The following is a 24,923-nucleotide window of genomic DNA, read 5'->3' as shown; positions in this document are numbered from 1 at the left end:
GAAGTGGCTGAACCTGGAATGGGGTTATTCTGCTGTCGCCCACTTGTCAATAACAAAGGCACAAAAAAACCGCTTGGTCATCCCAAACGGTTCTATATATTTTAAAAATATGTTCTATTTCAGTTTTTCGATCTCTTCTATGGAAAGTCCGGTACCCTTAGCAATATCTGCTACAGGTAAACCCATTTTCTTAAATTCTAATGCAATAGCACGCTTTTCAGCCTTAAGCTTAGCACGCTCTTCTAAACGACCCTTCTCAATGCCTTCTTTTTCTGCCTTATCTAATAGATATTCTTGAGTGCCCATTATATTACTCCTTCCTAATTTTTTTTTAATTTCTGACTCAAATATAGTTAAACTCCCCTGATTTTCAAAGCCTACGTAATACGTTAAAAAATTATAGAGACCCTGACGCGTACTCTTATCCATTTTACGACTCATCATCTGTTCATAAAGATCATGCTTAATATCTTTCAACTTATCATCACTGATATTTTTATTCGTGATAGCCAATAATGTAGTTAAAACTACGACTGAAAAGGGATTACTATTTGAACGTAATGCTACCTCATCTTGATGTAAAACCTTATAACTATTAAAGCGGTAATGGAGAATAGTGCCCATAAACTCCTTAATATAAGCAGATGGATGATAACTTCGGCTATCGTCGGTAAGGATAGCAATGGCACAAATTGGAACTTGATACTTATCGGATATTTTATAGTAATACCGAAACATGCGCTCTGCAAGATCTCCCTTGCCTCGACTGGACTGTACCTCAATATGGCATAGCACAAACTGCTCACCGCCGTCTTTCAAATAGACTTTGACCAACTTATCTACAAAACGCACACCCTTGCCGTTGGGTTCTGGAGGGAATAAAGACTCAAACTCTTTATCTAAATAATCAAAAGGTTTACTCAGATCGAATATACCTGCTGCATCTTCAAAGAAAAACTCTAAAAAATGTGCAAAAGTCTGTTCTAAAATAGACTTCCATAGCTGATCATCAACGCGGCTGGAAGATTTACTCATAATAAACTATTTATAATAAGGTTACTAGAATAAAGATACAAAATAAAGAATAGTAAAACTAATATTTTTAGTAATCAAGTTTAATTACTTACTAATTTGTACCACACAAAATGATCCTACAAAAGTAATTTGATAACTATCATTTCTTTTATACTCCTGACATAAAGCGTCACTTTTCAAGTATAAATTTGCGTCATTAATTAATTTTTAAAAGAAACCGTTTGGAGTGGGAAATAAGAAAGGCCTTCTGCTTCAAGGCAGAGGGCCTTTTTTGAATAGCTCTGGTAAACTACGTGACTACTTATCAAAAAAAATCAAATTTAGCTGTGCTATTTTAAATTTCAAATTAAACATAATTCTCTGGATCCTATGGTTTACATCATACTTCTGGCCTCATCTGCGGAAATAATAATACTTCTTGTATGGCCGTTTGGCCGGTAAGTAACATGGTTAATCTATCCATACCAATACCCATCCCAGATGTGGGAGGCATACCATATTCTAATGCACGTAGAAAATCTTGGTCAATGTACATAGCCTCATCATCGCCTTTTTTCTGAAGCTGAAGTTGTTCTTCAAATCTTAAGCGCTGCTCGATCGGATCATTTAATTCTGAATAAGCATTACATAATTCTACTCCATTGACGATAAGCTCAAATCTCTCTGTTAATGTGGCATCATCACGATGACTTTTGCATAGTGGCGACATCGCTACGGGATAATCAATGATAAAGGTCGGTTGCACGTATTTCTTTTCACTGGTTTTTCCAAAAATTTCATCTATTAGTTTGCCTTTACCCATACTTTCATCTTGATCGATATCGAAGGCAATACAAGTACGACGTAATTCTTCTTCGGTCATATTACTGATATCCACACCCGTATTTTCTTGTATGGCACCAGCCATGGTTACTCGTCGATAAGGTGCTTTAAAATCGATAACAGTATCTCCCACCAATACTTCAGTTGTACCCAAAACCTCAAGACATATCCTTTCCAATAGTTGCTCTGTGAATGCCATCATCCAGTTGTAATCTTTATAGGGGACATAAATTTCCATGACGGTAAATTCGGGATTATGGGTACGATCCATACCCTCATTACGAAAATTACGTGAAAACTCAAATACGCCATCAAATCCGCCGACAATCAATCTTTTCAAGTACAATTCATTGGCAATACGCAGATATAAAGGTATATTTAATGCTTCATGATGAGAAACAAAAGGTCTTGCACTTGCACCACCAGGAATGGACTGAAGAACTGGTGTATCAACTTCTACATAACCTTTCGTAATGAAAAACTGGCGCATTGACTGAAAGATTTTCGTTCTTTTAAGGAAAACTTCTTTGACTCCCTGGTTAACAATAAGATCAACATAACGTTGACGGTAACGCTGTTCAGGATCAAGAAACGCATCGTATGCAACGCCCTCTTTATGTTTTACAACAGGTAAAGGACGTAGTGATTTTGACAGAACCTGCAACTGTTTTACATGAATGGAGATCTCACCAGTTTTGGTGCTGAACACATGTCCCTCAACACCAATGATATCGCCTAGATCCAATAGTTTTTTGAATACGATGTTATATAAATCTTTATTTTCACCTGTGCAGATATCATCACGGTTGATGTAAAGCTGAATGCGACCGTACGGATCCTGCAGTTCTACAAATGCGACCTTTCCCATCATACGACGGCTCATGATACGGCCAGCAATAGTGACTTGTTTAACCTCATCTTTTTTAAAACTCTGTTTGATATCGGATGTCGTAGCGTTTATCTTAAATTCTGCGGCTGGATAAGGATTTATCCCCATTTCTCGTAATTGTTCGAGATTCTGACGACGAATTACTTCCTGTTCGTTCAATTCCATATTTTACTTTCATTATGCTATATTTCTCTTCTAATACTGAAGGAATATATAAAACACAAAAATCTCAAATCAATACGGTAATGGGTGTGAATTAACAGGACATTATTGGTAATAATCGAAGGTACGTGAACACTTGGAGTTAAAAATTATAGATTCTGATATGCTTTGGGAGTTTGCCCGGTACGTGCTTTGAAAAATTTACCGAATGTGGATTGGTCGTAAAAATTAAGAGCATCGGATATCTGCTGTACAGATTGCTGTGAGTGTTGGAGCATAATTTTCGCTTCCACCAATAAAGCATCAGCAATCCAATCTTTAGTTCCTTTACCTGTAAGCTGTTTTAATACCGAAGCTAAATACTGGGGTGTGATATGTAGCTTATCAGCGTAAAACGATACATGGTGCTGATGGATGACATCTTCTTTCAATAATGTTAAGAATTTATGAAAAATAATATCCTGCCTGGTTAAATTACTTTGTTTTACCTGATGTTCATGATGATTTATCATCATGTTTTCGGCCTCGATTACATATTCCAGCAAGAGTGCATTAATGATATCTTTCTTGAAATGATGTATGGCCGGCATTCGGTGCTCTAGTCTTTCATGACAAGAAGCTAGTACCTTAAATTCCTCCTCCGAAAGATGGATAACAGGATCTTTACGGATATTTAAAAAACTAGTTTTTAGCACATCGTTTTTTGACCTGTTCATTGTCTCAAAATATGCCTGTTCTACAAAAATAAGTCGATATCGGGTATCTGGGCTACCTGATATGCTTTGATAGATATGCTCGGGTAGGATAAGAAGAAAATCTTGTTTGGATAAATGATGAATGCTATAATCGAGCTCAATACGCATAGTGCCTTGTTCAACGAGCACGAACATAAAAAAAGATGTTCTTATGGGAAACATCCGAGTAATATGCAAATCACGAATACCTACATCTGCGACCAGAATACTCTCTTCAAAATCGTAAATAGCTTCTTGATTGAAACGAAGAATATCTTTGAAATTTACTATCGATATATTTACCATAATCACATCATTATTACACTACAAATTAATAAAAATATTCGTTATTTACCAACTAATAATAAATACCATTTGTTTTTCTTTTCATATCGTGCTACAATTGTCTTAGGTAAAACAGATGAGAGAAGATTGTTATTCGAAAGGTTCCAGAAGTGTGGATAAGGAGAAGATATAGTGAGAAGGCCTTGCTTGGAGCTCATTCTTGAATACCATGACTGGACAGTAAAAATGGAAAAGTCTCCAGCACCAGTGAAAGAGACCTTGTATAACTGACATAGCGATATTGATTATAACACAGTCTTGTTGTTGTAGAAATTTGACTGATGATTTGCTCATAGAATTATCAAGAAACTAAAAGCTGTAATCACTTTTGAATCCGACTTTATAAAATCCTAAATATTATCCAGATGTTAAACGCTTGTTATCGGGCAACACAGCTAAGGATCTTAAAAAGAAAAGCCACATCTCACGACATGGCTTTAACTAAACATATGCATTCAAACTTAACTTACTTATACGTGTTGATGGATTGGGATACTTTCCAGTTGCCACCATCATTGACCAAGGTGATAAAATCGGTCTTAGTAAATCCTTCAAATTGTTGGGTCACTTTTGCAACCATATAGTCACTGGACTGCTCAACGATTGTGGTGCTTGTTTTACAGTTCAACTGCTCGCCTTTTTGCTTTTTCAAGAATGAAATTACTTCTGAACGGCTGTTCGTCTTATCTTCTGCTGCCTGTACTTTCTGTTTAAAATCTGAAGTGAACAACTGCTCTACTCCTGCCGACTGTCCCTCTGTCATAACCGCAACATAATGGACAATAGCTAGATCTGCTGTGGATAGACTGATTACCGCTTTTTTAGGTTTAAGCATTTCTAGTTACGCTCCACCCCTTATGAATATATCGAAAAAATCACGTACATTTACCTAGTAAAGACTTAAAATCTACTTGAATTTTGGATCTTTATATAAACAGCCATTACCTTTAATCATACCAAAACACCCTAATGAAGGAAAAAATTAGAAATTATTGTATTCATTTTATCAAGGAAATTATTCCTGTGATCGCAGGAATTTTAATCGCACTTTTTATTGATAATTGGAATTCCGAGAGAAAGGATAAAGCATTTATTAATCAAGTATTTTCCACAATAGATAGCGAGTTAAAGGATACTAATGAAGATATTATGGAAAAAATACCTATCCAGGAGTCTTTGATTGATTCCTTAAACTTTTATGCTAGCAACAAAAATATTAAAGTGTCGGATGTTGTAAGGAAATGTAATGGAATTCGCATTCCACAAATTAAAATCAATGCTTGGAAAACTATATCTAATACTAAAATTGACTTAATTGATTATGAGAAAATAACGATATTGTCGAATATAGCAGAACTTAAAGATATATTGGATAGTAAAAGAGAGTTTTTGATGAATTTTCTTTATTCAAATAATAATCAAACAGATAAAAATACAAAACAGACCTTTAAGCTGTTAATTTTAGATATGATTCAAATGGAAGGAACTTTACAGCAATATATTGAATTTTATGAAAAAAGTAAAGCCACATCTCACGACGTGGCCTTTACTAAACATATGATTAAACAATAAATTACTTATACGAGTTGATGGATTGAGATACTTTCCAATTGCCACCATCATTGATCAAGGTGATTAAATCGGTCTTGGTAAAACCTTCAAATTGTTGAATTACTTTTGCTACCATATAGTCACTTGATTGCTCAACGATTGTGGTGCTTGTTTTACAATTCAACTGCTCGCCTTTTTGCTTTTTCAAAAATGAAATTACTTCTGAACGGCTGTTGGTCTTATCTTCTGACGCATGTACTTTTTGACTGAAGTCAGATGTAAACAATTGCTCTACTCCTGCCGACTGCCCTTCGGTCATAACTGCTACGTAGTGATCAATTGCTAAATCTGCTGTAGATAGATTGACTACTGTTTTTTTAGAATTATCTCCTACTGGTTTGCCTGCTGCCATAGTGAATGTTGATACTGCGATCAAGGCTGCTGCTACGAATGTTTTTGCTAAAGTGTTCATAATGTATTTATGTTATATTGTTATTAAGTTGCATCAGCCCCACATCCACCAACTCAAACCCTGATGCCTGCTTTGCAGTTCTATTTGTTTGTTGATTCAAAAGTAGGGTGTAAATCGTTCCTGCCCTATTGCAATTAGAATAAGCCAACTAAAAACTCGGTGAATGGTGGAAATGGCTAGGTGAAGTGGTTGTACATATTTAATTTTAGTTTAGTAAGTATTGAGATTAAAAGGAGAGTATATCGAAACCAAATTATCTTTTGAAACATTCAGGAATATTGAAAAATGGAATTCAAATTGTAATTAGTAAATTCGTATAGGACACAAACATGTTAATGGCTAGTCATTAAAGTGAAAGACCTAAAGCAATATGATAAATGATCTCAAAATATTAGATGAATCTCCAGAATATACGTTAGGCCATGTTGATGAGGATATAATTTTAGTCAATAAAGGAGAAAAGACAGCTATATGCATTGGAGATATGTATGGAAACCCATATTGTGGATTGATCGTAAACAAAGTATGTATAATCGGAGGTGATCATATTTTAATTTGGGATAATCATCAAATAACTAAATTGGACATGATAAGTAATATTGTCCAGATGCGCATTAAGAATGATGATATGATCGAGTTTTTAATTGATCCTTGGTCCAAGGAGGCATCAGTCTGGCAATTGAACCTAAAAAATAAGATACCCTATAAAATAAGCGATTTTGAAAATCTTAAAAACATGCCATATACAGAAGAATACACCTGGTGAAAGCATTGATTAAAACAATAAATGGAACCAATATTCAGGTGTGCAAATAGAAAAGCAATTGACGAGCTAGCACAAGAGCTCAACCTATCAAATGAGGAATGGATGCAGGAATGGCCTATTGAAGTCACCAATCCCTCCGATATTGATAGATATATTGATCACTATACAACATTAACTGATGATGACAAGAAGTTTGTATTAATGGAAGAAATAATAGATGCAGCAGAAAACCAACCCACAGAAACGTTATTTTAGTTGAATCGAAAAACATTTTCCTATACCTAACTTTCAAAATAATTGAAGAAGGTCAGTACAAAGCAAAAGAAGACATTTCATTAATACTCACTAAGAAATAATAACGATGACTAAAGTATATAAGCAATTTATCCTTGAAATCATAGATGAACCTGATTATGAAGATGATTCAGCAGATAATATATTTAGATATTCTAAAATTTACTTAGGGAATGATTCCACTTACCATATAACATCAAGACATGGTATCAAAGTTTATCATGAGGGTAAAGCTATCTACAGTTGCATAATTAAAGGTTCACAGGGTGCTAATGGGATTAATCAAAATTCTTTCATTATAGACGAGGATCAACTCGTAATATGCTGCAGTGATACAATATTTTGTTTATCATTACCTGATCTCGACTTGATGTGGAAAATGCAGGCTGACCCAATCACTTGTTTTCAAATTTTCAAACAAAATGACTTCTATTTCGTTGATGGTGAAACTCAAGTAACAAAGCTTAATAAAAACGGAAAGATAATTTGGCAATTTGAAGGTGCTGATATATTTGTTTCCCTTGATGATGAATCATTTAGGATTGAAAACGACAGTATACTATTGATGGACTTCTCTAATAGAAAATATAAAATCGATTTTGATGGTAAAATAATAGAAGGAACCAAATAACTTTGATAAATGGAAAGTTCTATTTTATAATCAAGCAATATTAAATTAAAGAATGCATTCAGCTACTAAAAACAATTATGTGTCAACAATATTAAAAGAATATAAGCAATTTTTAAGAACCAATTTCAAAGAGCTTAGGCTTAGAACACCTTTGTTCTATAGGTGGGATTTCGGACTTCGCTTTGACCTACAAACTGAGGAAACCGCTACAAACGAATACTTTCAGGAGGTAACAAAACGTGCTTCAACAATTTTTCATTCTGTATTTGACAGTTCTGATAAAGTGTTTTTAGTTTATATGGACTATAAATATAAACGGCAGAAAATAAGATTATTAAACTTTACATTTAAGCAAATCGAGAATCTGCAGCAGACTGAGATTAGTTATATAAAAGAGAAACGGCTCTATGAACCAAGTGACAAATTTGACGTAAGAAACATAGCTGTTGTTAAACTGACTGCCGACCGAATACATCATCAAAATATAATAACAGCAATTGGAAACACCGATGTTCCTCCAAGAAAACCAAGACTAGACAACAACTCAATTCTCACAAACAAAGAGGTTTATTTTATCAACATTGACAAAAAACTAATCTTTCATATGTATGACGACAGAGGTCTTGATCTTATTGCTGCCGATAAAGAATCATTAAGGTCTATCTATGAAAAATATAATGACTGGATTCTTGATAATGACAGAGAAAAGATTCAGAAACAGTTTGAATAAATGGAATCTCTATAATTACTTTACCAATGCTGAAAAGGTCTTCTTGAAGAAGAAAAGAAAACCTTTTATTATTTATATCTTTAACAAGAAGATTATAACCAATTTAAAGAAATGGATGATTTACAGGACAAAGTTTGGTATGCGTGCTATGGTTCTAACCTTTTGGAAGAGCGTTTTCTTTGCTACATAACAGGTGGACAACCGGCAGGTGCAAAAACGGTATATGGTGGATGTCTTGATAAAACAATACCCTCTGAAAGTGAAGACATTTATATTAACTCTGAGCTTTATTTTGCTAGAGCTTCTAAGAATTGGGATAATGGTGGTGTTGCTTTTATCAGAACGACTTTTAGTCCTACTATAAAAACAATGGGAAGGATCTATCTGATAACAAATGGTCAATTGATTGATATAGCTAAGCAGGAAACGAACACGGTATCTGGTCTTAAAATGGATTTTAATAAGGCTATACTGGACGGTTCTTATATATTTAAAGAAAAGTCTTGGTATGGTAATCTGTTATATATAGGACAACAGAAAGATTATCCAATATTCACCTTAACAAATGAAAGTGATAACCAAACGGAAACTAAACCTAGTTCAGACTATCTAAAGACTATATGCCAGGGTATCAAACAAACGCATGGATTTGATGATCTTACAATTTTAGATTACTTAAAAAGTAAGCGCGGTATAATAGGAAACTACACCGATGAGGAATTGATGCAAATCATAGCAGAACAATAGAGCAAAACAAAAACTTACTTATCGACTATGAAATACACCATAACATGCATTCTTCTACTTATTACGACTCTCATATTTGGACAACAAATAACGTATTCAAATTGGAAAAAAGAAGCAAAAACTGAAATACGTCTTCTACCTAAATATGGAAATGCTGTCAAGACTAAAGAGCAAAAAACAATTGATCAGGAACTTATAAAGTCGTATTTAGAAAAAGCTGGAACGAATCGTAAAGCTTCTGAACTTTTGATTAAACTGGGCTTTGATTATTTATATAAGCAGGACTTAAAAACAGCCATGTATAGGTTTAATCAGGCCTGGCTTCTCGACCCGACAAATGCAGATGTGTTTTGGGGATTCGGTGCTATTTATTTTTCATTCGAGGATTTTGAAAGTGCAATGCAGCAGTACGACGAAGGTTTGAAATTAAATGCTAACAGTTCCAACATTCTAACCGATAAGGCAACTGTTTATATGACAAGGTTTATGGAAAATCATGGAGATAAAGATTTCAATCTGGCTATAAATAACTTTAAAAAATCTTATTCTATTGATCCCAAAAACCAAAATACCCTTTTTAAAATGTCTGTATGCTACTTTGTAAAAAATGACTGTGAGAATGCTTGGAAGTATTACAATGAATGTATAAAACTTGGCGGTAAACCAATAACAAAGGAATATACAGAGGCTTTAACACAAGGTTGTAAGAAATAAACGCCTGCTGATCATTATAGAATAACTTGAGGGACATGTCTGTGTGATCCACAAAGAAAGTGCATACGCAAATAATAATTCATGATTATATGTGCAAGAAAATAAAGGACTACAGTACTAAGAAGAAAATTAAATAACAAAGGTACAATTTTAGATAAGTTGTAAATGTTATCCAGAAGAGTATACAAGACGCTTCATAGACGCCTTGTATGTTTATTGAAATATATAACAGCTAAAGGCTTGCTGGCACATAAAATTTAATCTTTAGACTGCCTTGTTTTGCTCGATAGGCTTCAAACTGAACTGAAACCTTTGAGTTATACCAATCAACTTTCAATTCCTTGTTAATATTTCCTCCAGCAATTGTCATCCCGTGTACTTTTACTGAGTCGTCTGTATGCCCCTCAATTTTTAGAATCATAGTAGTAGCATCACTTACATTGGTTTCTGCATTAAGCATAGTATCACGACTCGCATCGGAAACTTCCCATTCGCCACGGTTTTGAGTATTACACGAGACAAAGATGGCTGTTTGAATAGCTGTTAAAACTAGTGCAAAAATGACTTTATTACAAAACATATAAGGAAAGGTATGATGATTAATTAACTTAAAATTTCTTAATTTATTTATTAATAGAAAATATGATCTGTTTATAGAATTATCAAGAAACAAAAGTTAAAAGCTTCAGTCTTTATTGAAGTCAAATTTATAAAATCCTAAATAAGATCCATATTGTAATCGCGTGCTATTGTCCAGCGCGTCTGAGGATACTAAAAAGAAAAGCCACATCTCTCGATGTGGATTTGACTAAACATATGAAATTTACTTAACTTACTTATACGTATTGATGGATTGCGATACTTTCCAGTTGCCACCATCATTGACCAACGTAATTAAATCGGTTTTAGTAAACCCTTCAAATTTTTGGATCACTTTTGCGATCATATAGTCACTAGACTGTTCAACGATAGTGGTACTTGTTTTGCAGTTCAACTGCTCGCCTTTTTGCTTTTTCAGGAATGAAATAACTTCTGAACGGCTGTTGGTTTTATCTGTTGTGGTATGTACTTTCTGTTTAAAATCTGAAGTAAACAACTGCTCTACTCCTGCCGACTGTCCTTCGGTCATAACCGCTACGTAATGGTCAATGGCTAGATCTGCTGTGGATAGATTGACCACTGCTTTTTTAGGGTTTGATACCTCTGGTTTGCCTGCTGCCATTGTAAATGTTGATACTGCGATCAAGGCTACTGCTGCGAATGTTTTTGTTAAAGTTTTCATAATGTCTTTATGTTATATTGTTATTAAGTTGCATCAGCCCCACATCCGCCAACTCACACCCTAATGCCTGCTTTGCAGTTCTATTTGTTTGTTGATTCAAAAGTAGGGTGTAATTCGTCCCTACCCTATGGCAATTATACTAAACCAACTAAAAACTCGGTGAATGGTGGAAATGGGTAGGTGAAGTGGTTAAACCTGAAATGGGGTTATTCTGCTGTCGCCCACTTGTCAATAACAAAGGCAAAAAAAAACCGCTTGGTCATCCAAGCGGTTCTGTATATTTTAAAAATATGTTCTATTTCAGTTTTTCGATCTCTTCTATGGAAAGTCCGGTACCCTCAGCAATTTGTTCCACTAATAAACCCATCTTTGTAAGCTTCAAAGCTGTCTCAATGACTTTATTGTGCTCGCCTTCAGCTTTAGCTACTAATTAAAGTTTGTTAATAACCTCCAAAGATATGCCTAAACTCTTTGAAATAATTTCATCGCTTACACCAGATTTCTTTAACTCTCTCGCTGAAGCGATTTTCTCAGCATAGGCTTTAGCCTCGGCTTTTTTCTGACCTTCTTTCTGGCCTTCTTTTTTTGCGTATGCCAACGTGTTGGTATAATCGCGTTTACGATCTAAGCTGGATATGTAAGACATCTGTTCCTCAGGCGTTAGTTTTGCCAGTTCTCCTAGTTCAAAGATACGGGAGAATATTCTTTTATCCAAATAGTTAGGTAGCTTATCGATTTTATCCAAGTGCTTCATAAGATACATCCATTGATCCAGAATCGTCGGTAAATCGGCTTTAGCTTTATTAAAATTAGGTAATACAAGCATCTTGTAACTCAACTTAGGATATAGCACCTCCTGATCGAATTCGTCAATAATCTTACCACTATAAAAGTACTTATCACTATTGGCAACATCCAAACGAAAGCCTAAAACAGCGATAAAATAAATTGGCGGTAACTCATAATTATCTCCTTTCTTTCCTTTTTTAGCTAGACGACTAATGGTCCTAGAGGTGTAACCCACCGCACGATCAAAAAAGAAATCCTGATTCTGCAATTGCATCTCCACTAGAAAAACTTCTCCACCTACACCAACACATCGCAAATCAAAAATAACTTTGCGCTCATTAGGTTCATCGCCATCTTCCTCCACATTGCTATAGGTAAGATCCTCTACAACATGTTCGCCTTCTAAAATACTATTCAGAAAATTAATTAGGTTACCCTTATTCTCCTCTCAACCGAAATAAAATTTCCAACCGAAGTCACTTAAGATATCGATGTACTTCGAAAGGTTACTTATCTTTACACTCATAATGGTATATTATTGGTAATCAATTAAAAATAAAAAACAAAACCTTTTAAACCAAATAATTTAGCAAAAATACTAAATTATTTATCAAATCAAATATTTCTCTACTTACTGTTAAAAGAATAGGAAAAAACGTTTGTTGTTAGGTAAAATAGCTGTGAATACTAAAAAGAAAAGCCACATCTCTCGACGTGGCTTTGACTAAACATATGAAATTTACTTAACTTACTTATACGAATTGATGGATTGGGATACTTTCCAGTTGCCGCCATCATTGACCAATGTGATTAAATCAGTCTTGGTAAATCCTTCAAATTGTTGGGTCACTTTTGCAAGCATATAAGCAGAGGAGCGATTGCAAGATAGACCACAAACAGCACCAAAAGAGGTATAGGGCGCATAATTATATTGAAATATAATCAATAATCAACTTTTAAAATTTTAATTTATAATAAGGTATTCCCGATCTCATCAAAGTCGAAATACAATAAACTAAAAACATCAGCTTTATTAAGGTTTAACAGTTGGACCGTCCACTATAAGCTGACCGTTAGGTAAAATTTTCAGTTCATCTAAGAATACTAAGCGCTGACTGCCTGTTTTAGTCGTGCGGGCATGATATACACACCATACTTTACCTTCTTTATCTTTCAAAAGACTGTTGTGCCCCGTCCCTGAAACAACACCTCCATTGGATATGTTTTTTTGTAATATAGGGTTTGTTGCAGACTTTTCGAATGGGCCTAGTGGATTGGAGGCTGTTGCATAGCCAACAGCATAATTTTCTCCTCCGAAATGATTTGCGGAGTACATCATGTAATAGAGATTGTTATGCTTAAATAGATAGGATCCTTCTGTCCATCTTCTATTTACTTCACCTGAAGTCACAGATCTACTCTCCCATTCAGATTGCTTATCATCCCTTGAGACAGGAGGCCGTAACAATAATGTTGGCTCTCCAATTACATGTGAAAAATCTGAAGCTAGCTCTACTCCATATATCCAGCTTTCTTCTATTTCATCAAACATCCCCTGTTGCTTTGCCCAAGCTGCAATCTCCGACTGAACTGGATTTTTATAACAGCATCGTGAATAGTAAAGATACAAACGTCCATCTTCAGCAAAGTACACGTTACCGTCAATAATGGGATATCCGGGGTCAAATAAGGGACGACCTGTCAAATCTATAAATGGGCCTGTAGGATTGGTTGAGGTTGCGATACCAATGCGATAATTTTCTAATTCATCATTCGGATTTTCTTTCCAATGTGCACTATAAAACATATAGTATTTTCCTCCACGCTTATATACTTCCGGGGCCCAAAAATCTTTCGTCCCCCAGCTTTTATCTTGCTGAGCGGTATACACTGTACCCCTATTCTCCCATTGTTTCAAATCCTTAGAAGAATACGCTACAAAACCATTCTCTACTCCACCAGTACCATACATATAATAGGCATCTGTTTCTTGATCGTAAAGCACAAATGGATCACCAAAAGCAACATCAAGTGGATTATTTGATTGGGCTTTTGAAGTGGAGAATAACAACAGCCAGCAACCAATCAATAAGGATAAACATAAATTTTTAGTAATCATATTTCAATTAATTTTAAAATACAGTGCCCCAACTCCGCCGAATGAACCAGATCGTCAGATCGTAAGATAGGCATCAATGGATTCCCATTATCATCTCCCCAGTTGTCTTCAGTTCTATAGAAATAGCCAGTTTGTTTATTTCTTATAACTGTAGGATCTACAAAAATGTGTTCAAATACCAAGTTTATGTTTTTGCTTTTTTGATACACCTGCTCGTTTATAGTACGTCTAGACACAAATAGTCCACAGGATTATGCCGTTGATAATAATCCAATAGAATAAATTAAAAACTTAAAGCGCTGTTTTAATTTCACATCCGTTTACAATTTGGTTTTTTACATCTACTGACTGACTATTCACCTCAGGCTCTGTAATTTCTCTTTTTATGTATAAATTTTATTTTTTTTGTTTATAATTGTATTGAAGCCCAATTACAAATCTATATCACGTAAAAATGTAAATTAAAGTTTACATAACATTGCCCATTTTATTCAAAATTATTCCAATTTGTATCATGCATGAGCAAAATGCTCAACAGATTCATCGGTATTTGAATTTATGGCTAATTCTTCATAAGATTTGAATTCAAAAAAATGAAAATTATGACAAGCATTCCTTATCGTTTAATAACGATTATAAGTTTATTTTTTATACTGTCTTTATATTGTAATGCAAATGATAATAAGTCTGTTAAAATTATCGAAAACGAGCTACCTATTGCAGACCCTTACGTATTATTCCATAATGGCAAATACTATGCATATGGCAGCCGCATAAATGGTTTTGAAGTTTATATTTCCGATGATCTAAAGCATTGGAAGCGTCATAAAAATTTAGCACTTTCCCCTCAAGACTCTTGGGGAACCCGATGGTTCTGGGCACCAGAAGTATATTATGTAACCGCTCACAAAAAGTTTTACATGTTCTATTCTGTTGATGAACATATTTGTGTTGCTTCTTCCTCAAGCCCAGAAGGGCCTTTTATTCAAGAAGAAAAAAAACCTATTATTCCAAATGAAAAAGGAATTGACACTTCTCTTTTTATCGACGAGGACGGAACGCCATATTTATTTTATGTCCGATTTACGGATGGAAATGTCATTTGGATGGCCGAGATGAATAATGATTTACAGAGTATAAAAGCAGAAACGCTCACAAAATGCATAAGTACAAGTGAACCATGGGAGAAGAAACAAGCTACAGTCGTAGAAGGGCCGTCAATCTTAAAACGAGGCAACACGTACTATCTAATTTACTCTGCCAATCATTTTGAAAGCCAGGATTACGCCGTAGGCTATGCAACAGCCAGTTCACCCAAAGGTCCTTGGAAGAAATATAGTGGCAACCCCATCCTAAGGAGAGATCATCCCTCAGCATCGGGATTGCTCGGTACAGGTCATGGAGCTCCATTTATAAGTGCTGATGGCGGATATAAATATATATACCATGCTCATGCCAGCTCCACAAGTGTCGCTCCAAGGACATCATACATTAATGATTTAGCAATTTCATCTGATGGCGTATTAAGCATTGTTGGAGAACCTATTAGACCGCTAATTGTTAAATAAATTATGTCAATATAATTGCCAGCGTTGCAAAGAAAAATGTGCAAAAGTCTGCTCTAAAATAGACTTCCATAGCAGATCATCAAAATTGCTGGAAGATTTACTCTTAATAAACGACTTATAATAAAGCTACTATAGTAAAAATATAATTATATACAAATTTGGACTTTAAAAATGATCCTACAAGCGTAATTTGACACCTCTCATTTATTTTAGACTCCTGACATAAGGCTGTCACTTCTCCCTTATAGATTTGCGTCATTAATTAATATTTAAAAGATATAGGAATGACAAACGTAATCAATACTGGATCTAATGCAATCGAATTTCCAGAACCTAAAATGATCTCTGTTAATGGAGTAGTTCTGGAAGTATTTGAAGCAGGTCAGCAAAATTCTGAGAAACCTATCGTTCTCTGCCACGGGTTTCCAGAGCATGCATTTTCATGGCGTTATCAAATACCGGCTCTTGTCGCGGCTGGCTACCATGTAATTGTCCCAAATCAACGTGGCTATGGTAATTCTTCAAGTCCGACTGAAGTGACGGATTATGATATTGAACATTTGACTGGTGACCTTATTGCCCTGCTCGACCATTATGGATATAAGGATGCTACATTTGTGGGTCATGACTGGGGGTCAAATGTGGTTTGGAATCTAGCACTATTGCATCCTGATCGGGTAAATAAAATCATCAACTTGGCTTTGCCTTATCAAGATCGTGGTGAAAAGCCATGGATTGAGTTGATGGAAGCAATATTTGGAGCAGACTTCTATTTTGTTCATTTCAACAGACAACCTGGGGTAGCAGATGCGATTATGAATGAAAACACTGCTCAGTTCCTTCGTAATATATTCCGCAAAAACTCAGCTCCCACACCTCCTGAACCAGGAGTGCTGATGATTAATCTTGCAAGGGCGGAAAAACCGCTTGGCGAACCCTTGATGAGCGACAATGAACTCGCAGTGTTCGTTTCCGCCTTTGAATCATCAGGATTTACAGGGGGTATAAATTGGTATAGAAACATGGATAGAAACTGGCACTTCATGGCGGACGTAACGCCAATCATTCATCAGCCGACTCTTATGATATATGGTGATCTGGACACGATTCCAAAGTCTGAAAACCTAAAAAATATTGTTCCTAATCTGGATGTTGTCAGTCTGGATTGTGGTCATTGGATTCAACAAGAAAAGCCAGAGGAAGCTACACAAGCCATTTTAAAATGGTTAGAACAACAAAATGCTTAACAAGGAGGTAGAAACTTATTTTCCTCAAAACCAAACAGATTGGAGACAGTTGTTGAAAAAAACCATCAGTCCAAACAATCTGTTTGGCTTGTTTATTACACAAAAAAATATTACTTAATTAAGTTGGAGTGAAGCCATTGATGAAGCACTTTGCTTCGGTTGGATTGACAGCAAAAAAACGAAAATTATATATAAGTGTTATTAGCGCCTCTTTTATAGGCTAAGCAAAAACCCAAAATACATACACTGCTCCTGAAGAGGTCTGCTTGAAGAAGAAAAGAAAGTCTTATATTAGTTATACCAAACTACAATGAAATGAATGATAGACCTCAGGTAGTACTTTATGAAGAGCAGGTTTTCTCAATCGGTCAAGATACTTTTATAGACTCTACTGCTGAAAATAATAATGCAGTTGTATTTGAAGACAATAATGAAACAGGATATTTTTATGCCATCGGCAGAAATAACGATAAGTTGGATGTTTTAGATGCTTTGCACATTTATAATGTTGCGAATGTTACTGATAAAGAGAAGCCTTCAACTTTGAAAATTCTATGGTCTGAAGATCTTACTAAAGCTTTTTTATCTATTAACAATTATTATCATGCCGTTTTTGATTTTGAAAATAAAGCAGGTTACTGCAGAACTGGCTTTCCAAAATCAAGTAATAAATGGACATTAATTGCTGAAAGACATTTGACTGATGATCTGCTCATAGAATTATCAAGAAACAAAAATTAAAAGATAGAGGTCATGGCATTGAAGATTTATATGAAACCAAACCGGAAAGATTTGAAAGGTTGCTTAAGAACAAAAAGTAGCTATTGGAGTTACTAACTCTGTATACTAACGAAGTTGGATATCTGTATATTTGCTACAGATATCCAACTTCGTTGGCAACAAGCTGAAAAAATAAAATTCACACAACGAAAAATAAAGTAATAATGCTAAGAATTGTTCCAAATATTTATTCAAACGACATAGAGAAAAGCAAGCAATTCTATACTGATTTCTTAGGAATGGACTTAGCGATGGATATGGATTGGATATTAACTTTCGTATCAAAAGAAAACCCAACAGCACAAATTTCTATTTTCAAAAACAACAAAAACAATCCTTTAGATAACTCGGCAATATTTTTATCAATTGAGGTTTCGGATATAGATAACTTTTTTGAACGTGCCAAAAATCAAAAAATTGAAATTGTGTATCCTATAACCAATGAAAGTTGGGGAGTAAGACGATTTTTTGTAAAAGACCCAAATGGAGTAACTATTAATTTATTGACCCATTTATAAAAAAATCGGTTGACAATAACGGCTAAGAAAACTTCATTCTGAAATTAAAAATTCTTTAAAATGACAAAGTGGTTTTATTCAAAAGTTTCATCCACACTTCGTTAATACCCAGTATTTATCCATTTGGAAATGTCTGATACCCGTTGACCTGGCATATCACTCATTCGTAATTTCTTCAACAATATTTAAAAAGGAAAAGCAATAGTGGGCATTTGCCTGATAACGCTTAAAAATATAAAACCAAAAGGACTTCCGAATTTCATTGGCGTAATTTCATTGGCGTACATTCTGAAAACGGAGCACATAGAATAACTGTTGAATGGGATGAAACTGCTGAATCTCACATCAGATAGAAAGCTTGTGAACAAATTAAAGTAAAAAACCACTTAAAATAAAACCAACAAAGATTGTTACGGCAATCGCCACCAACCCAGGTAACATAAAACTGTGATTGACTACAAATTTCCCAATTTTGGTACTTCCTGTTCGATCAAAGTCAATGGCTGCTACGAGCGTGGGATAACCTGGAAGAAAGAAGTCTCCATTTACTGCGGGAAACATTGCCAATAAATGTGGACTCGAGATACCAAGAGCTAGCCCCATAGGCATAATAGCCCGAGTGGTGGCTGCTTGACTAAAAGTAAGTGCTCCCATGAAGAACAACGCAATTGCAAATGTCCAAGGGTGCTCCATCACAACATCTTTGAAAGTATGTTCGATTATCTCTTCATTGGCCAACATAAAAGTGGCACTCATCCACACTACCCCCAATACGGATACGACAGCTGAAGCCATCGAAGTAAAGAGCGTCATCTTTGCCACCTTAGCAGCCGGAGTCTTCGTAACCAACATGATGCATCCAGAAGCAGATAAGGTAATCAGAATAATTAAGCTTGTGAGATTGATAGTTCCATTTTCACTCACACTAAAGCTAGGTCCTCCACCTACATAAGGAACAAAGGCTGGAAATGCACCAAAGAAAATAACCAGAAGAATCGCCAATCCAAATATTGCTACCGCAATTTTGGCCCCTGGCGCAGGGACATACTGATGATTTACGTTCCCGATGCGACTGGGATCCATTGAGTGCGCAAATTCGGGGTCCTTCATCTTCTCTAAAAATATCGGGTCTTTGTCGAGCTCAACTCCTTTTTTGCGCACAGCCAGCACACTTGCCAGTATACCACACAGCGCAGCTGGAATACATACTTTCATAATATCGATGGATGCTGAAGAATATGCCAACATACCTGCAAGAGAAGCACTAGCTGCGCTCATTGGACTTCCTGTGATGGCCAGATGTGAGGCTATCACGGATACTGAAAGTGGTCTTTCAGGGCGTATCCGCCTTTTGGCGGAGACTTCAGCAATGATGGGCAAAAGGGAATAGACGATGTGGGCTGTCCCTGCGAATAGACATAGGAAATAAGTAACAAAAGGGGCGATAAAAGTAATCTGGCTTGGGTTTTTACGGATTATACGTTCGGCAATACTCACAAGATAATCTAATCCACCTGCCGCCTGCAGGGTCGCTGCTGTAGTCACAATGGCCAGAATAATTAATAACACCGCAACAGGTGGGTCTGCGGGTGTCATTTTAAACACCAGCACGAAGATCAGCAAACCAATCATTCCCATTATTCCAAGACCGATCCCTTTCATTTGGGATCCGATCAAGATCATGATCAATAGGATCCCGAGTTGCCAGAATATCATTGTACTATAAAGTTAGGGTAAATTAAATTTCCTATGGAATTGGGTTTCTTACACTTTATCTTCACGATCCTTTCTGCAGATCGATAAGCATCTGCAGAAAGGATCGTAAAATTCAGTTCTGCCCTCCATCTGTGTATTTCTTTCATAATTTAAGGTTTTTTAAAATGGCATCTCAAAGACCTATGCAAATAGCGCACAGGACATGAATAAGCTATTTATGATCAATAATTTAGCTATCCTATCCAATGATATTTACTTAATAGGTGATACTTTTTTAGCCGCTCTCCACGGGATGAGTGCGGTTATCAATATCACCGTCGCAATTCCTCCTACCAATGGCGAACGATCTGCAAAGAAAAAACACAATACGTACAGAAGAACTGCTATAAAGCTAAGTGAAAATGCGATCATCTTCAACCCGAATATATTCTGATTCTGTAATGCAATCTCCTCTTCTTCATCTATTTGTTTTACAGCTTCCTTTCGCTTTGCTTTCACCTTTTGAAGATTGATATACTCTGGACTTATTAACCCTCTCGATTTCGCAAATATTTCAACGCAAATCAACAAGAGAAATGGAAGCGCAACACCGAGTAACATCTCATTGGCCCTACTGAGTTTATAATCCATCAACAACGGAAAGACAATTTTAAATAGCAAATTTACAGATAGGCTTATTCCAGTGATGTATATGGTCGCTTTTCCTGTTAGCCGCTTTGAAAACAGTGCCCATATGGGTGGTGCTAGCAACGGTCCACCTGTAATCGCTCCTATGCTCAGGGTAAACTCGACTATCCCCCCAATTAGTGGCACTATAAGCGCAACAATAATCATAAAAAGTCCAAAAAACCAAGAAGATGCCCGAGCTATAAACATCAGTTTCTTTTCTGATGCCTGCGGATTTACCGATCCTTTATAAATATCATTGGTAAATACAGCAGATACAACATTCAATGCCGTATTTGCTGAAGCCGATGTAGAAAAGTACATTCCTGTCAGCATCAATCCTAATAATCCAGCGGGAAGAACCTGCTTACAAACCATTATATAAGCACCCTCCGTAGCTAGACCTATAAGATTTGGATTAATGACTTTATAGACCATGGGCGGAATCATCCATAACATGGGACTGACAATGTACAATGCGGCAAATAAATAAGCGACCTTCGATGCGGACCGAGGTGTATCCACACTGGTATACCGCTGCACGAATGTCCAGTTTCCGCCGATATAAAAAATATGATACAACGCAAATGCCAATATAAATCCCCAGGTATATTCACCACTCACCACATTAAAAAAGTCTTCGGGCACTTGATCCAAAAATGACTGTACGCCACCAACCTCCTGGAACACCAAAGGAATTACAATCAATATCGCTGCCGTCAATACGACAAACTGCAGTATATCTGTCACCATCACTGCCCACAGCCCCCCAATAGCCGTGTAGGCGATCATCAAAATTCCCAATACGATGGTTACTGGGATCAAAGGATATCCCAACGACTCCGAAACAAGTTTGGCCACTGAATAGAGTACCGATCCTTTGATAAAAACCGATACCAGCATAAATACATAGATATAACACTTCTGAACAGCGTTACCCAAGCGCTCCTTAATAAATTCGGCAGCAGTAAGGTTGCCTGTGGCCTTCCATTTAGGAGCCAAATATAGTCCTGTAATGAGCCCCCCTATACACATTGTCCATTGGATCGTAATGGCTACCCAACCGTGACTATAGGCGATGGATCCCCAAGCTACGAATGTACCAGCTGAGAAGAAACTCATGAACAGTGACATCCCGCCAATAAACCAAGGAACAGCTTCTCCACCTGCAAAAAAAGATTTTAAATTTCTTCCTGTTCGTGAAAAACTAATTCCGACGAGCATAATGAAGACCGAAAAAACTATTATGACTACTGTATCTATCATCTTGTATCAAACATTAAATTAACGAAAATAATTGTCTTCTTATCTATTCATAACACCTGACTGCAAAAACTGCCGCTGGGACATCTGATGACGGATGTTCAAGATGAATAGTCATCTTATCTGTCACGCAAGGTTCTTGAAGTTCGATCACATTTCTGGTTCGGAAATTTTCTCTTCCTGTATATATAACCTTGCCCTGCCCATCTTCAATTCTGTAATTCCGAACACAGAATGGCATAGCCGTCTCCGGATGAGTCATCAATACCGATTCCATCGCATGATCCCAATCGGTATCAAAATTAATTTGAATTCGTCGGATGGTCTGTTTCCGAGACCATTTGATGGAGATCATTGGACTGTTGTCGTCGACTGCAGCGACCCAAGCGTTGGGCTGAATAGTTGGTCTATCAATGCCGTTTCGAACATTTTGGATGTCAAAGACAGAGAGGACAGAAGATAATCCAAGCGCTAGATTGTGTCCTTCCGGTCGACGCTGTGGAGTCCAGAACTCAAAAGAATCCACTCCAGATTCCGGTAGAGCCTCCTGTTTTCCATTATTGGAGACAGCCTTATTGACGCCATTGAATACAGATAGTAATCCCGAGATTCGCTGATTGGAATAAGCCAGACGTATATCCGTATTCTGTAGAAATGTAAGAAAGATATACTGATCTTGATCGACTTCTAATCCGAAATCTAAAGATAGCGTATGAAATCCTTCTTTAAGCGCTATGTGCTTCTTTGCAAGCGTTCTGTCTGGAGTAAATCCGCCCCTCCGTTCACTCGCCCTCACCTCGACATTTAATGTTGTCTGCTTAATAGCTTCTACTTCCAAAAGAAAGATCGGCAATGCACCAACCACCACAGGAAGTAGTTGTGCAGCAGAAATTTCAAGGTCTTTCCACACTAAATTTTCGCTCGAAAATCCCTTAAAAGCCAACGTACTCGAAACGGTTAGTTCCGCCTGCTGTACAAGGTCATCATCGTCGGACAATTTACTTCCGGGAATATACTGACCCGATTTCTGTAGTTCTTTTTGCAACTCAACCATATAATGGTCCTGACCAATCTGTCGTGGCATAAGTTGGTGCCGGATACACAATTGCGCTGCCACAGCCACAGCTTGCGCTACATATGCACATGTTGCCATCACTCTGGTAGCACCAAATGCAACATGGGAAACACTGATAATACGACCAGCCAAGAAGAGATTTTGAATATTATGGCTGTATAGGCAACGATAAGGGATATGAAAAATACCTTTACTATGCCATTGGTTACATGGTTGACGGTCGCTAAATACACCATCTGCAGGATGGAGGTCAATAGACCAGCCGCCATATGCCACCGCATCTGGATACTGCCGTTGCTCCACCACATCTTTCTGTGTCAATATGTAATCCCCTTCAAATCGACGGCTCTCTCTTTTACCGGGTACCATTCCTACCCACTCCAATGTCAGCGTATCGGCTTCAGGAAATTGTCCAGAATTCTTAATATAATCCCACACGCCATAAATGACTTTCCAAAGCTCCCATTTGATCTCTTCGGTATCATGTACCGTATCCAGTCGTCCTCCATATTCCACCCACCACAATTTACATCCATGTTCTTTGGCATTGAAGTTTTTGAATCGTGGAATTTCCTTGGTCACGTCCATCGCAAAGGCAGGTGGAGTATAGGACACTGGTTTTTCTACATCTTTTGTATAAAAATACAAGGTATGTCCCAATAGCTCCCCGTAGGATGTATCTGGCGCCATAGGTTCATCAAATTCTTCCCGACTTTCTGCTCCCATGCGGAATGCAGCGCCAGAAAGAAAGCCTACAATTCCATCTCCAGAAGCATCGCAGAATAAAGGAGATACCAATTCATATTGCGTGGAGTTCTGACTACAAAAAGCATGGACAGACTTGATGATTTCATTTCCGTCTTTCTGCACTTCGTGAACACTGGTATTGAGCAACAACCTTATATTTGATTCCTGTTTTACCTTATCCAATAGGATCATATCTAATATAACTGCGTTACCCTCCGGATTGCGATATACGTTTTCGACCAATATTTCATCAATAACCCCTCCTTCCCGACTCCATCTATTATTATTACCCATATGGGAAGTCGCTCCCAATATCCACAATCTTACCTCACTGGAGGCATTGCCTCCCAGTACAGAGCGATCCTGTACCAATACGACGTTTAGTCCTTGTCTAGCCGCAGTAATAGCTGCACAAACCCCGGACATCCCTCCTCCTACGATCGTCAGATCCGCCGTGATGATTTCCTTTTTTAATACTCTGGAGGTTCCCCCCTTACTGTAAATCATATATTTTTTCTATTTTAATCAACGCTCTACTCACTTTCTAATGTCCCTAAAGCCTGGGGCATATTCTTCAATTTCACTGTATAAACTTGGATATAACTTTTTTCCATACGTCGTATCCCTCCGCAGTAAGATGAAGTCCATCTTCACGATAATATGCTGGAATCAAATCGCCATTAGCTTCCAACATCTCGGTATATACATCCGCATATTTGGCCCGCTCTTGTTTTGCTATAAATCGTTGTATCTCCGCATTTACCTCTTCCACTTGGTTTTTATCTTTTAATCGACGAGGTGATGGCTTTATGGAGATAAAGATTATTTCCGCATTTGGTTTCTCTTTCCTTATTGCATTAAACAGGAGGGCGAACTGCGCAACAATGCGTTCGGTCGACCAGCGTAGTCCGATGTCATTATCACCTTCGTAAATGAAAATTTGCTTCGGATCATAGGGGGTTATCAATCGATCCCTATAATTGTAAAGATCTATTGTCTTGGTTCCGGACACACCCCTATTAAGGATCGCTTTGTCCGAAAAATCATCCTTTAGAGTCTTCCAATTCTCAATGGTCGAACTGCCAACAAACAGAATCACATCAGGTGGAGGTGGATATTGGGCGTCCAACTGTTCATATCGTTGTATTTTTTGTTCCCATTTCTCCTGTTGTGTCAATGTCGACTGGGCATAAAGATGAGGTATAGTCATACCGAGCAGTAAGCATATCCATATTATCTGAGTTGTTTTCATCTGTATAAG

24 protein-coding genes and 1 pseudogene are annotated in these 24,923 nt (G+C 36.8%); 11 read left to right on the top strand and 14 right to left on the bottom strand.

What is annotated here, in order from left to right; all coding sequences use genetic code 11:
• Positions 1-114: 114 nt before the first annotated feature.
• The 4 genes from M2265_RS26625 to M2265_RS26610 form a co-directional block, all read right to left on the bottom strand.
• Entirely contained in the window at positions 115-1,035 is a 921-nt protein-coding gene (locus M2265_RS26625) for a hypothetical protein (protein WP_132768879.1), read from the bottom strand.
• Positions 1,036-1,414: 379 nt separating this feature from the next.
• Entirely contained in the window at positions 1,415-2,911 is a 1,497-nt protein-coding gene (gene lysS / locus M2265_RS26620) for a lysine--tRNA ligase (protein ID WP_132768880.1), read from the bottom strand.
• A gap of 146 nt (positions 2,912-3,057) precedes the next feature.
• Positions 3,058-3,948, bottom strand: coding sequence for a helix-turn-helix domain-containing protein (locus tag M2265_RS26615; protein ID WP_132768882.1), 891 nt, complete (start codon positions 3,946-3,948; stop codon positions 3,058-3,060).
• A gap of 505 nt (positions 3,949-4,453) precedes the next feature.
• Complete coding sequence (locus M2265_RS26610; protein WP_132768883.1) at positions 4,454-4,822, bottom strand: nuclear transport factor 2 family protein; 369 nt, start codon at positions 4,820-4,822, stop codon at positions 4,454-4,456.
• 134 nt (positions 4,823-4,956) lie between these two features.
• On the opposite strand from M2265_RS26610, the gene M2265_RS26605 reads away from it, so the two are divergent.
• Positions 4,957-5,559: a hypothetical protein gene (locus M2265_RS26605; RefSeq protein WP_132768885.1), complete on the top strand. Its 603-nt coding sequence runs from the start codon at positions 4,957-4,959 to the stop codon at positions 5,557-5,559.
• 1 nt (position 5,560) lies between these two features.
• On the opposite strand, the gene M2265_RS26600 is transcribed toward M2265_RS26605, so the two are convergent.
• Entirely contained in the window at positions 5,561-6,010 is a 450-nt protein-coding gene (locus tag M2265_RS26600) for a nuclear transport factor 2 family protein (RefSeq protein WP_132768887.1), read from the bottom strand.
• 370 nt (positions 6,011-6,380) lie between these two features.
• Here M2265_RS26600 and M2265_RS26595 point away from each other — a divergent pair, with 370 nt between their 5' ends.
• The 6 genes from M2265_RS26595 (at position 6,381) to M2265_RS26570 (ending at position 9,892) form a co-directional block, all read left to right on the top strand.
• Positions 6,381-6,776, top strand: coding sequence for a hypothetical protein (locus tag M2265_RS26595; protein ID WP_132768888.1), 396 nt, complete (start codon positions 6,381-6,383; stop codon positions 6,774-6,776).
• A gap of 21 nt (positions 6,777-6,797) precedes the next feature.
• Positions 6,798-7,031 (top strand): hypothetical protein, encoded by a 234-nt coding sequence (locus M2265_RS26590; protein ID WP_132768890.1) that lies wholly within the window; start codon positions 6,798-6,800, stop codon positions 7,029-7,031.
• Positions 7,032-7,137: 106 nt separating this feature from the next.
• Complete coding sequence (locus M2265_RS26585) at positions 7,138-7,701, top strand: hypothetical protein (protein ID WP_132768892.1); 564 nt, start codon at positions 7,138-7,140, stop codon at positions 7,699-7,701.
• A gap of 79 nt (positions 7,702-7,780) precedes the next feature.
• On the top strand, positions 7,781-8,431 hold the full coding sequence (locus M2265_RS26580) for a DUF3885 domain-containing protein (protein WP_165905849.1): 651 nt from the start codon (positions 7,781-7,783) through the stop codon (positions 8,429-8,431).
• Positions 8,432-8,542: 111 nt separating this feature from the next.
• Positions 8,543-9,178, top strand: a complete 636-nt coding sequence (locus M2265_RS26575) for a hypothetical protein (RefSeq protein WP_132768895.1) — start codon at positions 8,543-8,545, stop codon at positions 9,176-9,178.
• Positions 9,179-9,205: 27 nt separating this feature from the next.
• Positions 9,206-9,892, top strand: coding sequence for a tetratricopeptide repeat protein (locus M2265_RS26570; RefSeq protein ID WP_132768896.1), 687 nt, complete (start codon positions 9,206-9,208; stop codon positions 9,890-9,892).
• 232 nt (positions 9,893-10,124) lie between these two features.
• Here M2265_RS26570 and M2265_RS26565 read toward each other — a convergent pair whose 3' ends face one another.
• From M2265_RS26565 to M2265_RS26545, 5 genes and pseudogenes are all read right to left on the bottom strand, one after another.
• Positions 10,125-10,472: a hypothetical protein gene (locus M2265_RS26565; protein ID WP_132768898.1), complete on the bottom strand. Its 348-nt coding sequence runs from the start codon at positions 10,470-10,472 to the stop codon at positions 10,125-10,127.
• 252 nt (positions 10,473-10,724) lie between these two features.
• On the bottom strand, positions 10,725-11,174 hold the full coding sequence (locus M2265_RS26560) for a nuclear transport factor 2 family protein (protein WP_132768900.1): 450 nt from the start codon (positions 11,172-11,174) through the stop codon (positions 10,725-10,727).
• A 430-nt stretch (positions 11,175-11,604) separates the two neighbouring features.
• A pseudogene (locus M2265_RS26555) lies at positions 11,605-12,399 on the bottom strand (Rpn family recombination-promoting nuclease/putative transposase); the annotation flags it as partial.
• A 312-nt stretch (positions 12,400-12,711) separates the two neighbouring features.
• Positions 12,712-12,909: a hypothetical protein gene (locus M2265_RS26550; RefSeq protein WP_132773664.1), complete on the bottom strand. Its 198-nt coding sequence runs from the start codon at positions 12,907-12,909 to the stop codon at positions 12,712-12,714.
• A gap of 87 nt (positions 12,910-12,996) precedes the next feature.
• A complete protein-coding gene (locus tag M2265_RS26545; RefSeq protein WP_021188253.1) occupies positions 12,997-14,082 on the bottom strand; it encodes a glycoside hydrolase family 43 protein in 1,086 nt (361 codons plus the stop codon).
• A gap of 593 nt (positions 14,083-14,675) precedes the next feature.
• Here M2265_RS26545 and M2265_RS26540 point away from each other — a divergent pair.
• The 4 genes from M2265_RS26540 to M2265_RS26525 all read left to right on the top strand — a co-directional run bounded on the left by M2265_RS26540 (position 14,676) and on the right by M2265_RS26525 (position 18,195).
• On the top strand, positions 14,676-15,650 hold the full coding sequence (locus M2265_RS26540) for a glycoside hydrolase family 43 protein (RefSeq protein WP_132773662.1): 975 nt from the start codon (positions 14,676-14,678) through the stop codon (positions 15,648-15,650).
• A 284-nt stretch (positions 15,651-15,934) separates the two neighbouring features.
• Positions 15,935-16,897 (top strand): alpha/beta fold hydrolase, encoded by a 963-nt coding sequence (locus tag M2265_RS26535; RefSeq protein ID WP_132773660.1) that lies wholly within the window; start codon positions 15,935-15,937, stop codon positions 16,895-16,897.
• Between the two features lie 315 nt (positions 16,898-17,212).
• Entirely contained in the window at positions 17,213-17,638 is a 426-nt protein-coding gene (locus tag M2265_RS26530; RefSeq protein ID WP_132773659.1) for a DUF2251 domain-containing protein, read from the top strand.
• Positions 17,639-17,841: 203 nt separating this feature from the next.
• Positions 17,842-18,195 (top strand): VOC family protein, encoded by a 354-nt coding sequence (locus M2265_RS26525; protein ID WP_132773657.1) that lies wholly within the window; start codon positions 17,842-17,844, stop codon positions 18,193-18,195.
• A 369-nt stretch (positions 18,196-18,564) separates the two neighbouring features.
• Here M2265_RS26525 and M2265_RS26520 read toward each other — a convergent pair whose 3' ends face one another.
• The 4 genes from M2265_RS26520 to M2265_RS26505 all read right to left on the bottom strand — a co-directional run bounded on the left by M2265_RS26520 (position 18,565) and on the right by M2265_RS26505 (position 24,914).
• Positions 18,565-19,911, bottom strand: coding sequence for an anaerobic C4-dicarboxylate transporter family protein (locus tag M2265_RS26520; RefSeq protein ID WP_132773655.1), 1,347 nt, complete (start codon positions 19,909-19,911; stop codon positions 18,565-18,567).
• A 252-nt stretch (positions 19,912-20,163) separates the two neighbouring features.
• Complete coding sequence (locus tag M2265_RS26515; protein ID WP_132773653.1) at positions 20,164-21,843, bottom strand: sodium:solute symporter family protein; 1,680 nt, start codon at positions 21,841-21,843, stop codon at positions 20,164-20,166.
• A 43-nt stretch (positions 21,844-21,886) separates the two neighbouring features.
• The gene (locus tag M2265_RS26510) at positions 21,887-24,169 is read right to left on the bottom strand and encodes an FAD-dependent oxidoreductase (protein WP_132773651.1); all 2,283 of its coding nucleotides are present in this window, start codon (positions 24,167-24,169) and stop codon (positions 21,887-21,889) included.
• 73 nt (positions 24,170-24,242) lie between these two features.
• Positions 24,243-24,914: a GDSL-type esterase/lipase family protein gene (locus tag M2265_RS26505; protein WP_132773649.1), complete on the bottom strand. Its 672-nt coding sequence runs from the start codon at positions 24,912-24,914 to the stop codon at positions 24,243-24,245.
• Between the last annotated feature and the right edge of the window lie 9 nt (positions 24,915-24,923).

It is taken from the genome of Sphingobacterium kitahiroshimense (assembly GCF_025961315.1).
Taxonomy (GTDB): domain Bacteria; phylum Bacteroidota; class Bacteroidia; order Sphingobacteriales; family Sphingobacteriaceae; genus Sphingobacterium; species Sphingobacterium anhuiense.
Note: the sequence above shows the minus strand (reverse complement) of the source record. Positions and strands in the feature narration are given on the sequence as shown.